This is a genomic window from Janthinobacterium salmonicoloratum (assembly GCF_051380845.1).
Lineage (GTDB): Bacteria > Pseudomonadota > Gammaproteobacteria > Burkholderiales > Burkholderiaceae_D > Janthinobacterium > Janthinobacterium lividum_F.
In genome coordinates, this window is the sequence record NZ_JBNYXV010000006.1 from 15334 (window position 1) to 28206 (window position 12873).

Genomic DNA, 12873 nt, shown 5'->3' on the forward strand with positions numbered 1-12873 from the left:
ATGTCGAACCGCCACACCGCCGCACCCTTGCCCATGCGCGACGGTGTCGCGGCCAGCTATCTGTGGCTGCCGGAAGGGCAGTGGCCGGACATGCTGTCGTTTCTGCTCGAGCGCTATCCGCAGATCAGCGCGGCGCAATGGCAGGACCGCATGGCGCGCGGCGACGTGGTCAACGGCGACGGCGCCGTGCTTGGACCGGACAGCGCATACCGGCGCGGCATGCGCATTTTTTACTACCGCGAGCTGGAACGCGAAGCACCGATCCCGTTCCTGGAAGAGATCCTGTTCCAGGACGAACACCTGGTGGTGGTCGACAAGCCGCATTTTCTGCCCATGACGCCGGCCGGGCGCTTCGTGCAGGAGACCCTGCTGACGCGCCTGAAGAAAAACCTGGACTGCGCCGAGCTGACGCCGATTCACCGCCTCGACCGCGAGACGGCCGGTGTGGTGATTTTTTCGCGCCAGATAGCCAGTCGTGGCGCCTACCAATCGCTGTTCCAGCGCCGCGAAGTGCGCAAGACGTATGAGGCGCTGGCGCCTCGTCTCGATGGCCGCGATTTTCCATTTACCTACCGCAGCCACATGGTCGAGGGCGCGCAGTTTTTTCTCATGCGCGAGGAAGCGGGGGAGCCGAACTCGGAAACCGTCATCGACGTGATCGAAGAGCGCGGCGAAGTGAACCTGTACCGGCTGCAGCCGCACACGGGGCGCAAGCACCAGCTGCGCGTGCATCTGGCCGCGCTGGGTATCCCCATCGTCAACGATGCGTTTTACCCGGTGGCCCTGCCGTGCAAGGAAGACGACATGTCGCACCCGCTGCAGTTGCTGGCGCGCGCGATCGATTTCACCGACCCTTTGAGCGGCGAGCCGCGCCATTTTGAAAGCCGGCGCAGCCTGTAGCGATGCTTACGCCTTGATGGTGTAATCGATGATCAGGGGCGCGTGGTCGGAGAAGCGCTCGTCCTTGTAGACGCTGACCGTATGCGCCTGCGCCGCGATGCCGGGCGTGGCGACGTGGTAATCGATGCGCCAGCCCACGTTCTTCGCGTAGGCTTGCCCCCGGTTGCTCCACCACGTGTACTGGTCTTCGCGCTTGTCCAGGCCGCGGTGCACGTCGACAAAGCCCACTTCGTCGAAGACTCGCGTCAGCCACGCGCGCTCTTCCGGCAGGAAGCCGGAATTTTTCTTGTTACCCTTCCAGTTTTTCAGGTCGATTTCGTGGTGGGCGATATTCCAGTCGCCGCAGATGACTACTTCGCGGCCCAGCGCCTTCAATTCCAGCAGGTGCGGCAGGAACAGTTCCATGAAGCGGAACTTGGCCTCCTGGCGCTCCGGGCCGGACGAACCGGACGGGCAGTACACGGAAATGACGGACAGGTTGCCAAAATCACAGCACACGTAGCGGCCTTCGGCGTCGAATTCAGGGCTGCCGAAGCCGATATGCACGGCATCCGGTTCGACCTTGCTGTACACGCCCGTGCCGGAATAGCCTTTTTTCTCGGCATAGTGGAAATGGCCATGGTAGCCGTGCGGATTGAGGAATTCCGGCGTCATGTCGGGCAGCTGCGCCTTCAATTCCTGCACGCAGATGAAATCGGCCGTCTGCGTGCCCATCCAGTTGAAAAAGCCTTTTTTGGCGGCGGAACGGATGCCGTTCAGGTTGGCGGAGATAATTTTTGGCATAGGTCTAGAGTGAAAGGGCGCTGGACGGGGCCGGCGGGCGCGGCATGGCGATTGTCTCGCCGGTGCGCGCGGATTAAAATACAGGCACTTTTAAAAAATGAGGCTAATGTGAATAATTTACGCCAGCAGTTTATCGCGTTTTCAGTATCCAAGGGAGTCTTGCGGTTTGGCGAGTTCACCACCAAGGCCGGGCGTCAGTCGCCGTACTTCTTCAATGCGGGCCTGTTCCATGACGGCGCCACCCTGGCCGAGCTGGCGCAGTTCTACGCGCAGACCCTGCTCGACTCGGGCGTCGAATTCGACATGCTGTTCGGCCCCGCCTACAAGGGCATCACTCTGGCGTCGGCCACCGCCGTGGCGCTGGCCGGCAAGGGCCGCAACACTTCGTTCGCCTTCAACCGCAAGGAAGCCAAGGACCATGGCGAAGGCGGCACCATCGTCGGCGCCAAGCTGCATGGCAAAGTTGTCATCATTGACGATGTGATCTCGGCCGGTACCTCGGTACGCGAATCGGTGGACATGATACGCGCCGCCGGCGCCGAGCCATGCGCCGTGCTGATCGCCCTGGACCGCATGGAGCGTTCCGGCCCGGACGGCCAGCTGTCGCCAAGTTCGGCGGTGCAGGAAGTGTCGAAACAGTATGGCATCCCTGTCATCTCGATCGGCAACCTGGACGATTTGTTCGGCTACCTGAATGGCGCTGGTGCCGATCCGGAACTGCTGAAACATAAAGAAGCCGTTTCCGCCTACCGCACCAGGTATGGCATTTAAGTAGTTTTTTCCAGCAGCGCCCGCAACCGCGGGTCGCTGCAGGCGATGGCAGCTTGCGGGTGGCATTGCAACAGCCGCCGCAACAGCGCGCCACCGATGCCGCGCCGCCGGAACGGCGGTTTCACGAACAGCATGTTCACCGTCACCCCGTTCGCGCACTTGCTGATGTCAAGCATGGCCACCTGCTGGCCGTCGATCCACGCACACAGCGCGCTGTCCCCTTGCCAGTCTATCTGCATCACGCCAGCCATGGTTTGAGCGCCGCATGCAGGCCCAGGGCGAACAGGCCGACAAAAAAACATCGTTTGAATACTTGCTGCGCGATGCGCCCGCGCAGCCATTGGCCGGCCAGCATGCCGGCCAGCGCCGGCAGCAGCGCATACGCGGAAGCGCCCGCCGCGCCCAGGCTGAAGTCGCCGTGCAAGGCCAGGCTGGCCGCCAGCGCCACGGTCGATGCCGTAAACGCCAGGCCCAGCGCCTGCACCAGCGCATCGCGCGCCAGCCCCAGTGCCTGCAGATACGGCACGGCGGGGATGACGAAGACGCCCGTGGCCGCCGTCACCAAGCCCGTCACCGCGCCTGCCACGGGCCCCAGCCAGGCTTCGTGCCGTGCCGGCACGCGCAGCTGCAGCGAGAATAATCCCGCCAGCGCGTACAGCATCAGCGCCACGCCCAGCGCGACGACGGCCCAGGCGCCGCTGTCGCCCGCTAGTAGGGCGCCGCCCGCCAGGGTGCCGGTCATGACGCCGGCCAGCATGGGCCACAGACGCCGCAGCAGGGCGCACAGGCCTGGGCCGGCCGCCAGCTGCCAGACATTCGTCACCATCGATGGCACGATCAGCAGGGCCGCCGCCTGCACGGGCGGCATGACAAGGCTGAGCGTGCCCATGGCCACCGTCGGCAGTCCCAATCCGACTACGCCCTTGACGAAGCCAGCGACGAGGAAGCTGGCGCCGACTGCCAGCAGGAATGACGTCTCCATCTTTTTTATTCCACAGTGATTTTGCGTGGATTCTGCGCTCACCCGGGACTTTCGCCAAGGTGGATTATTTTGAGTTAGCCTAAGTAAAATACGAAGGCTGATAAGATGGCAAAAAGGAGAGCTGCCATGCGTTTTGATCTGGTCGACTTGCAGCTGTTTGTCAACGTGGTGGAGGCGGGAAGCCTGACGGCGGGGGCCGCGCGCAGCCACCTGGCGCTGGCCTCAAGCAGTGCGCGCGTGCGCGGCATGGAAGAGATGCTGGGCATGCCCCTGCTGCTGCGCGGGCGGCGCGGCGTCGAGCCGACCCCCGTGGGCCAGACCTTGCTGCATCACGCGCGCCTGGTGCTGCTGCAAATGGAAAAAATGCGCGGCGAACTCGGTGAATTTGCACGCGGCTTGAAAGGGCAGTTGCGGCTGCTGTGCAATACAGCCGCGCTCAGCGAGTTTTTGCCCGAGGCGCTCGGTGCTTTTCTCGACCGCCATCCGAACCTGACCATCGACCTGGAAGAGCGCCTCAGTTACGATATCGTCAAGGCCGTCTCGGAAGGGCTGGCCGACATGGGCATCGTGTCCGATTCGGTCGACATGCGCGGCTTGCAGACGTTCTTGTTTCGCCCCGACCGGCTGGTGGTCATCGCCGCAGCCGACGGCGTGCATCACCGCGCGCTCGGCCAGGATGGCGTCGTCGATTTTGCCAGCGTTCTTGATCACGATTTCATCGGCCTGGCCGACGACAGCGCGATGCAGCAGTACCTGGGCATGCACGCGGCGCGCCTGGGGCGTCCGTTGAAGGTGCGCGTGCGCCTGCGCAGTTTCGATGCTGTCTGCCGCATGGTGGCCAGCGGCGTGGGCATCAGCGTGGTGCCGCTGGCGGCGGCCAGCCGCTGCCAGCAGACGATGGCGCTGCGCTGCCTGGAATTATCCGATCCCTGGTCGGTACGCAATCTGACGATCTGCGTGCGCCAGTTCAGTGAATTACCCCTGTATGCGCGCCAGTTGATCGATCATCTGAAAGCGTGACAGGGCATGACAGGAGCAGCGATGCGTTTTTCAGAAGACAAGATGGCCAGCCTGCTGTGCAGCGACCAGGTCGAGCGGCCCATCCACATCTGGCAGCCGCCACAGCCACACCACCCCCGCGCCGTGATCCTGGCGATCCACGGCGGCATGGCGCATGCGGGCGACTACGTCACGCCGGCGCTGACCTTCCGCCAGCACGGCATCGCCACCGTCAGCTTCGACATGGTGGGCCACGATGGCAAGCGCAAGGTCGATGTCCCTTCGTTCGAGGCCTTCCTCGACGACGAGGAGCTGTTCCTTGCCTGGGTCAAGCAGGCGTATCCGGGTGTGCCGATTTTTGTCATGGGCCACTCCATGGGCGGCCTGATCGCCACGCACCTGGGGCTGCGGCGCTTTGCGGGCGACCCGGCCATCAAGGGGTTTGTGATTTCATCGCCGTATTACGTGAACGCGATTCCCGTGCCGAAGGTGCTGCAGATGCTGTCCGGCTGGCTGGCGCAGCGCTACCCCACGATGAAGGTGCCGCTGGGGAATCTGACCATGCTGCTGACGCATGATCAAACCATCACCGCGCGCCATTTCCAGGACGAGCGCGACGGCATCCGCGCCAGTGCAGCGTCGGTGCGCTTTGCCCATGCCTTGACGTCGGCGCAAAAGGAATTGGCGGGCGGCTTGTCGGATTGGCGCTTCCCCCTGTTCGCCGTGGTGGCGGGCGACGACAAGCTGGCCAACAGCCGCGCCACGGAAAGCCTGCTGCGCAGCGTGCCCGAGGGCTTGCTCGACTATCACTACTATCCGGCCAATTACCACGAGAATTTCAATGAAGTGAACCGTGACGTGATCTTTGCCGCCATCCTGGCCTGGATGGAAAAACTGCTGGCACCCGTGCCGGCTTGAGGGCCAGGTATCGTTATAATCGGATAAATTGATTTTACCGCCGGTGCGCCGGCCCGGTCCCCGCGGCACAGGGGAATACTCAAGGAATGAACGATGCGCTTGCTGATTGCCCTGTTACTCCCGTGGCTGACCTTTTTCACCATCGGCCGCCCCATTGCGGGCATCATTTGCCTGATCCTGCAAATCACCTTGATCGGCTGGCTGCCAGCGACGATCTGGGCCGTGTATGCGCTGAGCCAGTACAAGACGGACCAGAAAATTGCCGAGGCCATGCGCCGGCGCTGATGTGGGGCTAAGCCCTGTTTAAGCTGCGCTTCCTATCTTGATTCAACCGACATGAGGAGAGTGAGATGGCATCAAACAGACGCGGTACCCTGGGCCTGGCGGCGGCGATGCTGGCCGCAGGGCTGTTGCTGGGAAGTGCGGCGCAGGCCCAAACCGACAGCGCTCTGCCGCCCGTGCAGAAGAGCGGGGCGGTGGAGTACCTGAGCGGCGGCATCGGCCTTGAGGAGTCGACCGCCATCAAGAGCGCCAGCCGGCAATGGCCCCTGAGTCTCGTGTTTTCCGTGCAGGCGGCGGGCAAGGCGGAATTTGCCTCCGACGTGAAGCTCGAGATACGCGACGCCAAGGGCGTGCTGGCGCTGGAAACGACGGCCAGCGGACCGTTCCTGCTGGCGAAACTGTCGCCGGGCAGCTACAGCCTGCACGCGACGCTGGCCGGCAAGTCACTGGAACGCAAGGTGCGGGTCAAGGCGGGATCGTCCACGCGGGTGGAGCTGGTTTGGCCGGCGGGAACGAATCAGGGCCGGCCTTGATGCCAGGCGACGGCAAGGCGCCCGAACGGGGCTTGTCGGCGCATATCCTGCCCACGTCGGCGACGATGGTCGGCGTATGCATGACGGTGCTGTCGATCGGGCACCTGGCGCCGCGCGGCGAGGTGCGCGTGGCCATCGACAAGCTGCTCGCCGTCGATGCCATCGTCTTTCTCGTCAGCGCCGTGCTCTCGTTCATGTCGCTGCGCCCCGGCCAGTCGCGCTTGCGCTACGAATGGTGGGGTGAACTGCTGTTCATTTGCGGCCTGGCCCTGCTGGCGCTGGGCGCCGTGGTGCTGGCCTTCGTCATCAACTGACCTCGGTCGGTTGACATCGAATCAGCTGGCCGTGAGCACGCGTCCTTCGGCGGCGCTTTGCAGCGCCAGTTCGATCAGGCGTATCGTTGCCGCCGCATCTTCGGCTGCCACGGGCGCCGGTGCGCCGTGGCGGATGGCGTCGGCCATGCCCTGGTAAAAGTCCTGGTAGCGGCCCGCCTGCATCTCGAGGTGTTCAACATGTCCGTCCGGCTGCGCACCCAGGTGCAGCGCGCCGCGCACGGGGTCCACGCCCCAGCCGGGCTGTCCCGGCCTGCCGCCCGCCTTCAAGGCATCTTCCTGCGGGTCGAGGCCAAACTTCACGAAACTACCGTTGTCGCCATGCACGGCGAAGCGCGCCGTCGGCGCCTTTACCAGGCAACCGGCTTGCAGCACCACGCGCAGCCGGTCGTAGTACAGCACGATGTGCATATAGTCGACGGCTTGCGCGCCATCGCGCTGCAGGGCGATATCTGCGTACAGCTTTTCCGGCTGGCCGAACAGCTGCATGGCCTGGTCCAGCATGTGCGGACCCAGGTCGTACAACAAACCGCCGCCCGGTGCGCCGGACTCGCGCCAGCGCTGGCGGATTTCGGGGCGGAAACGGTCGAAATGCGATTCGACGCTGGCGATGCGCCCCAGCGTGCCCTGCGCCAGCAGCGCTTTCAGGGTCAGGAAGTCGCCATCCCAGCGCCGGTTGTGGTACACGCTGAGCACCAGCTTGCGCTCTTGCGCCAGGGCGATCAGGCTCTGCGCTTCGGCGCTGGAAATGGTGAAGGGCTTGTCGACCACCACGTGCTTGCCCGCCTGCAGGGCCGCTTGCGCCAGGCTGAAATGCGCCTCGTTGGGTGCGGCGATGACGACCAGCTCGATGGACGGATCGGCAAACAGTTGCGCCGCATCCGCATACACGGTGGCGTTCGGCCAATCCTTGTGCACGAGGTCCGGCTTGCTGGAGGCGACGGCGGCCAGCTCCAGGGCATCGATGGTAGACAGCACGGGAGCGTGGAAGGTGGAGCCGGCAAAGCCGTAGCCGACCAGGCCGGTCTTGATCTTGTTCATGGCGGATTCACAGGTGCGTGGAAGAATCCATGATCATACCCGCAAGCGGGCGGCGGCACCGCTGCTGCAATGCTGCGACGAGCCGCCGCTCCTGAATTAGTTCAGGCTCCAGACGTATTGCACCTTGACGCTGGCGCTGACAGGCTTGCCGCCAGCGAGGGCAGGCTTGAACGTACACTTGGCAATGCCGCTGCGCGCCGCTTCGTCGAGGGCCGGATGGCCGCTGCTTTTGACCACGCTCGAGCCCAATACCTTGCCGGAGGCATTGACGTCAAAGGACATGTTGACCGTGCCCTCTTCTTTCGCCTGTAGCGATGCGGCTGGATAGACCGGTTTGCCGCAGACGCCAAAGTCGATGACGGGGCGACGTTCCAGCACGGGAGCGCTGTCGGCGGCGACGGCCTGGCCGTAGATGCCGAGGCAGGCGCCGGCCAGTGCCAGCAGCGGCACGGCCGCTTTCCAGTTCAGGGTTTGTGGTGCAGGGCGCAGCAATCGTTTGATACGTGACATAAGATCTCCTCCGTTGGCCGCCTGGGCCAGGTGGTGGGTTGAGAACTGGAGACGTTCCAGTTCCGAGAGTGCAAGAGCCAGACGCCGCGGTTCGCCCAGTTGTCTTGCTGCGAAATCATCTGCAATATGTTCGCGTTCGAGGCGCACGCCGCGAGAGATCCACCAGACGGCAGGGTGGAAGAACAGCAGCGCCTCGATGGCGTTTTGCAGCAGGTTGATCAGATAATCGTGGCGCCGGATGTGTGCCAGTTCGTGCGCCAGCAGCGCATCGAGCAGGTGCGGCGGCATGCCGGTGATCAGCGCTGCAGGCACCAGCACCATGGGGCGCCAGATGCCGGCCGTGAGCGGGCTGGCGATGTTGTCGAGTACGCGCAGGCCCACGGGCCGCGCCACGCCGGCATCCTGCGCCATGCGCGACAGCCTTGTCTGCAGTTGTCCATGTGCGGCGTCCGTCTTGCTGGCGCTGCGCTCTATCCATAGCATGCCCAGTGCCATGCGCACGGCCAGCACTGCGGCGCATAGGGCCCAGACGCCGACGATGGCGCGAAGAAGCAGGTCCAGGTCTGGAAGGGTCGTGGGCATGAGCAGTGCGGTCGGCAGCAAGGTGCTGGAGAACATGGCACCCGTGGCATCACCATCGGCCAGGCGCAAATACAAGCCCACTGCCGGCCATGCCAGGCATGCCAGCAGTGCGCCGCAACCGACGGCGTAGCGCGCCTCGGGACGCGCATTGCGCAAGACTGCCCACGCCAGCGCCGTGGCGCAGCCGATCAGCAAGCCTTGCCACAGGAAATGCAGCAGGGTCCAGCCCAGCGCTGGCACGAAGCCGCTCATGATTGATCGTCCTTGAGCATTTTTTCTATCTCTTCGCGTTCGGCGCGCGACACACCCGTGCGCAGTGCCGCCAGCACCAGCGCCTTGGCCGAACCGGCAAAGGCTTTTTGCATCAATTCCTTGAGCAGATTCGTCTGCAGGCTGTCCTGCGCCTGGGCCGGCGCATACACGTGCGAACGCTGGCTTGCATCGCGAATCAGCAAGCCCTTGGTATGCATGATCTGCATCAGGCGCAGCACGGTGCCATACGTGATGGCAGGCTTGGCCAACGTCATCGCCTCGTGCACCTGCTTGGCCGTGGCGGCGCCCAGCGGCCACAGTGCTTGCAGCAGATCGAGCTCGGCAGCCGTTGGTTTCGGGATATCGGGAGTCTTGGCCATGCTGTTTTTCCTCTTGCTGGAATTTCAATGTAGCTAGATTAATCGTTGTAGACAGAAATGTATACTTTAATTTTATATGCCGCATCAGTGCCTTACAGGCATGGGGAAAAACTAGACAAGCTTGTTTATGCGTGGAGCGGCCAGGCAGAAAAAAAGACGCCGCGGCGTCTTTTTCTTGGGGGCGTGGGAATTATCCCGCTAGCTTGGCCTTCAGCAGTTCCGTCAGCTGGGCCGGGTTGGCCTTGCCCTTGGATGCCTTCATGGCTTGTCCGATCAGCGCGTTGATGGCCGCTTCCTTGCCGGCACGGTACTGTTCCACTGACTTGGCGTTCGCCGCCAGCACTTCATCGACGATGGCTTCCAGGGCGCCCGAATCCGAGATCTGCTTCAAGCCCTTGGCATCGATGATGGCGTCGACCAGGTGCTCGTCGTTCGATTTGGCTTCCCACATGCCGGCGAAGACTTCCTTTGCCGCCTTGTTCGAGATCGTGCCGTCGGCAATGCGCTTGAGCATGGCGGCCAGCTGCGCGGCGGAGACGGGCGCGTCGTCCAGGTCCACGCCTTCGCGGTTCAGGGTCGACGATACGTCGCCCATCAGCCAGTTGGCGGCGGCCTTGGCGTTTTCCTTGCCGGCCTTGTCGACCACGGCGACGAAATAGGTGGCCATGGCTTTCGATTGCGTCAGCACGAGCGCATCGTAGTCCGGCAGCGCGTATTCGCTGATGAAACGGGCGCGCATGGCGGCCGGCAGTTCCGGCATCGAGGCCTTGACGGTATCGATCCACGCTTGCGAGATGACCAGCGGCGGCAAGTCAGGATCCGGGAAGTAGCGGTAATCCTGGGCGTCTTCCTTGCTGCGCATTTCGCGCGTTTCCTTGCGGTCCGGATCGTACAGGCGCGTCGCCTGCACGACCTTGCCGCCTTCTTCGATCAGTTCGATTTGGCGGCGTACTTCGACGTGCACGGCTTCTTCGATGAAGCGGAAGGAGTTCAGGTTCTTGATCTCGCAGCGGGTGCCGAATTCCTTCTGGCCGACGGGGCGCACGGAAACGTTGACGTCGCAGCGGAACGAGCCTTCCTGCATATTGCCGTCGCAAACGCCCAGCCACATGACCAGCGAGTGCAGCGCCTTGGCATAGGCCACGGCCTCGGCGGCGCTGCGGATTTCCGGTTCCGAGACGATTTCCAGCAGCGGCGTGCCGGCGCGGTTCAAGTCGATGCCGCTCATGCCCGCATAGTCTTCATGCAGGGACTTGCCGGCGTCTTCTTCCAGGTGGGCACGCGTCAGGTTCACCGTCTTGGTGACGAATTCGCCATCCTTTTCATAGCCGAAGGTCAGGGCGCCGCCGATGACGACGGGGTCTTCGAACTGGCTGATCTGGTAGCCCTTGGGAGAATCCGGATAAAAATAGTTTTTGCGCGCGAAGACCGAGTGTGGCGCCACGGTGGCACCGACGGCCAGGCCGAAGCGGATCGCGCGGTCGACGGCCTGCTTGTTCATCACCGGCAGCACGCCTGGCAGCGCCAGGTCGACGGGGCTGGCTTGCGTGTTGGCTTCGGCGCCGTACTTGATCGGCGAACCGCTGAAAATTTTGGATTCGGTCGTGAGCTGTACGTGGTTCTCAAGACCGATGACGACTTCCCATTGCATAGTGTTCTCGCTTATTTTTTGGTGGCGCCACCTGGGCGGCGCGAATTTTTTCTTAAATGCCTGCAGGGCTGCGCGTATGCCAGTCCGTCACTTGCTGGAACTGGTGGGCGATGTTCAGCAGCCTGGCTTCGCCAAAATAATTGCCGATGATTTGCAGGCCGACGGGGCGCTTGCTGTTTTTCTCGCCATCGCCAAAGCCGCAAGGGATCGACATGCCGGGCAGGCCGGCCAAGCTGGTCGACAGTGTGTAGATGTCGGCCAGGTAGTTCGCCACCGGGTCATCCGTCTTGTCGCCCAGGTCCCAGGCGACAGTCGGCGCGACCGGTCCCATGATGACGTCGCAGACGGCGTTCGGGCCATTCAGCACGGCGTCGAAATCCTGCGCGATCAGGCGGCGGATCTTTTGCGCCTTCAGGTAGTAGGCATCGTAGTAGCCGTGGCACAGCACATAGGTGCCGACCATGATGCGGCGCTGCACTTCCGGGCCGAAGCCCTGGGCGCGCGACTTCTTGTACATGTCCTGCAAATCCTTGTACTCGGCCGCGCGGTGGCCGTAGCGCACGCCGTCGTAGCGAGACAGGTTCGACGACGCTTCGGCCGGGGCGATCATGTAGTAGGCGGGAATCGACAGGGCCGTGTTCGGCAGCGAGATGTCGACCAGGGTGGCGCCCAGCTTTTCATATTGCGCCAGTGCGCCGCGCACGGCCGCTTCCACGTCCTTGGCCAGGCCCTCGCCGAAGTACTCGCGCGGCACGCCGATGCGCAAGCCCGTAAGGGGTTCATCAAGGCTGCGCGAAAAATCTTCCGCCACGCCGCCCTGTTCCGGCGACAGGCTGGTCGAATCGCGTTCGTCGAAGCCGGCCATGGCGGTCAGCAGCAGGGCGCAGTCTTCGGCCGAGCGGGCCATCGGGCCGCCCTGGTCCAGCGACGAGGCAAAGGCGATCATGCCGAAGCGCGAGACGCGGCCATACGTCGGCTTGATGCCGGTGATGCCGCAAAACGCGGCTGGCTGGCGGATCGAGCCGCCCGTGTCGGTACCGGTTGCTGCCGGCGTCAGGCCGGCAGCAACGGCGGCGGCCGAGCCGCCGGACGAGCCGCCTGGCACGGCGTTTTTGTCCCACGGATTCTGCACGGCGCCGAAGGCCGAATTCTCGTTGCCGGAACCCATGGCGAATTCATCGCAATTGACCTTGCCCAGGGTGACCATGCCGGCCGCCTGGAATTTTTCCACCACGGTGGCGTCAAACGGGCTGGCGTAGTCGGCCAGCATTTTCGAGCCGGCCGTCGTGCGCCAGCCTTTAGTGACGAACAAGTCCTTGTGCGCGATCGGCACGCCCGTCAAGGGCGTGGCCGTGCCGGCGGCGATGCGTGCATCCGCTTCGGCAGCTTGCGCCAGGGTCAGGGCACGGTCGACGTGCAAAAAGGCGTTCGAGTTGTCCGCTTCGATGCGGTCGAGGAAATGCGTCGCCAGCGCAACGGCGGAAATTTCCTTGTTCTGCAAAAGCGTGGACAACTGTTTGATGGATTTTGTATGCATGGCGTTTCTATTTTGATATTCGACGGGAAGGCAACAGCATGGAGCGGCGCAGTTACTCGATCACTTTTGGCACCAGATAGAGTCCATCCTGGACTTTCGGCGCCACGGCCTGGTAGGCGTCGCGGCGGTTCTGTTCCGTGGCGACGTCCTCGCGCAGGCGCAGGGCGATATTGTCCATGTGGGCGGCCAGCGGGTGGCTCAGGGGGGCCACGCCATCGGTATTGACGGCTTGCATTTGTTCCGCCAGTGCAAAAATCTTGTTCAATTGGGCCAACGACGTGACGGCCTGATCGTCGGCCATTTCAAGTTGTGCCAGGTGGGCGATGCGTTTTACGTCGGATAGTGTCAGGGACATGGCGAATGGCGCGGAGTGACGCGCATGAGTATTAAGTTGGCGTTTTGATAAAACGCGGGTATTTG

General features: G+C 63.3%; 16 protein-coding genes. 7 read left to right on the plus strand and 9 right to left on the minus strand.

The genetic code is table 11. The features are described 5' to 3' along the window. Positions 1-900, plus strand: coding sequence for a pseudouridine synthase (locus tag ACQ4WY_RS23225; protein WP_436506112.1), 900 nt, complete (start codon positions 1-3; stop codon positions 898-900). 6 nt (positions 901-906) lie between these two features. Here ACQ4WY_RS23225 and ACQ4WY_RS23230 read toward each other — a convergent pair whose 3' ends face one another. Further along, on the minus strand, positions 907-1683 hold the full coding sequence (locus ACQ4WY_RS23230; RefSeq protein ID WP_436506113.1) for an exodeoxyribonuclease III: 777 nt from the start codon (positions 1681-1683) through the stop codon (positions 907-909). A gap of 108 nt (positions 1684-1791) precedes the next feature. Between ACQ4WY_RS23230 and pyrE the strand changes: the two genes are divergently transcribed. After that, on the plus strand, positions 1792-2454 hold the full coding sequence (pyrE, locus tag ACQ4WY_RS23235) for an orotate phosphoribosyltransferase (protein WP_035824465.1): 663 nt from the start codon (positions 1792-1794) through the stop codon (positions 2452-2454). Here pyrE and ACQ4WY_RS23240 read toward each other — a convergent pair. After that, positions 2451-2705, minus strand: a complete 255-nt coding sequence (locus ACQ4WY_RS23240) for a GNAT family N-acetyltransferase (protein ID WP_353658961.1) — start codon at positions 2703-2705, stop codon at positions 2451-2453. The two genes, pyrE and ACQ4WY_RS23240, sit on opposite strands and share 4 nt — an antisense overlap. Then, on the minus strand, positions 2693-3436 hold the full coding sequence (locus ACQ4WY_RS23245) for a sulfite exporter TauE/SafE family protein (RefSeq protein WP_436506114.1): 744 nt from the start codon (positions 3434-3436) through the stop codon (positions 2693-2695). The genes ACQ4WY_RS23240 and ACQ4WY_RS23245 overlap by 13 nt, the downstream gene beginning before the upstream one ends. 126 nt (positions 3437-3562) lie before the next feature. Here ACQ4WY_RS23245 and ACQ4WY_RS23250 point away from each other — a divergent pair, with 126 nt between their 5' ends. From ACQ4WY_RS23250 to ACQ4WY_RS23270, 5 genes are all read left to right on the plus strand, one after another. Continuing rightward, positions 3563-4456 carry a LysR family transcriptional regulator gene (locus tag ACQ4WY_RS23250; protein ID WP_034749390.1) on the plus strand — a complete coding sequence of 298 codons (894 nt, stop codon included), beginning with the start codon at positions 3563-3565 and terminating at the stop codon, positions 4454-4456. 21 nt (positions 4457-4477) lie between these two features. Further along, positions 4478-5353, plus strand: coding sequence for an alpha/beta fold hydrolase (locus ACQ4WY_RS23255; protein ID WP_436506115.1), 876 nt, complete (start codon positions 4478-4480; stop codon positions 5351-5353). Positions 5354-5446: 93 nt separating this feature from the next. Then, entirely contained in the window at positions 5447-5638 is a 192-nt protein-coding gene (locus tag ACQ4WY_RS23260; protein ID WP_034749384.1) for a YqaE/Pmp3 family membrane protein, read from the plus strand. A 65-nt stretch (positions 5639-5703) separates the two neighbouring features. Beyond that, entirely contained in the window at positions 5704-6168 is a 465-nt protein-coding gene (locus ACQ4WY_RS23265; RefSeq protein ID WP_436506116.1) for a carboxypeptidase regulatory-like domain-containing protein, read from the plus strand. Continuing rightward, positions 6168-6482, plus strand: a complete 315-nt coding sequence (locus ACQ4WY_RS23270) for a hypothetical protein (protein ID WP_426089311.1) — start codon at positions 6168-6170, stop codon at positions 6480-6482. The genes ACQ4WY_RS23265 and ACQ4WY_RS23270 overlap by 1 nt, the downstream gene beginning before the upstream one ends. Before the next feature lie 21 nt (positions 6483-6503). Here ACQ4WY_RS23270 and ACQ4WY_RS23275 read toward each other — a convergent pair whose 3' ends face one another. The 6 genes from ACQ4WY_RS23275 to gatC all read right to left on the minus strand — a co-directional run bounded on the left by ACQ4WY_RS23275 (position 6504) and on the right by gatC (position 12808). After that, entirely contained in the window at positions 6504-7541 is a 1038-nt protein-coding gene (locus tag ACQ4WY_RS23275; protein ID WP_436506117.1) for an oxidoreductase, read from the minus strand. Positions 7542-7637: 96 nt separating this feature from the next. Continuing rightward, complete coding sequence (locus ACQ4WY_RS23280; protein ID WP_436506118.1) at positions 7638-8885, minus strand: TonB family protein; 1248 nt, start codon at positions 8883-8885, stop codon at positions 7638-7640. Next, positions 8882-9265 (minus strand): BlaI/MecI/CopY family transcriptional regulator, encoded by a 384-nt coding sequence (locus ACQ4WY_RS23285; RefSeq protein ID WP_436506119.1) that lies wholly within the window; start codon positions 9263-9265, stop codon positions 8882-8884. The genes ACQ4WY_RS23280 and ACQ4WY_RS23285 overlap by 4 nt, the downstream gene beginning before the upstream one ends. A gap of 190 nt (positions 9266-9455) precedes the next feature. Next, positions 9456-10931, minus strand: a complete 1476-nt coding sequence (gene gatB / locus ACQ4WY_RS23290; RefSeq protein WP_353660899.1) for an Asp-tRNA(Asn)/Glu-tRNA(Gln) amidotransferase subunit GatB — start codon at positions 10929-10931, stop codon at positions 9456-9458. Positions 10932-10968: 37 nt separating this feature from the next. Further along, positions 10969-12453, minus strand: coding sequence for an Asp-tRNA(Asn)/Glu-tRNA(Gln) amidotransferase subunit GatA (gene gatA / locus ACQ4WY_RS23295; RefSeq protein ID WP_436506120.1), 1485 nt, complete (start codon positions 12451-12453; stop codon positions 10969-10971). 52 nt (positions 12454-12505) lie between these two features. Further along, the gene (gatC, locus tag ACQ4WY_RS23300) at positions 12506-12808 is read right to left on the minus strand and encodes an Asp-tRNA(Asn)/Glu-tRNA(Gln) amidotransferase subunit GatC (RefSeq protein ID WP_070222787.1); all 303 of its coding nucleotides are present in this window, start codon (positions 12806-12808) and stop codon (positions 12506-12508) included. Positions 12809-12873 lie beyond the last annotated feature (65 nt).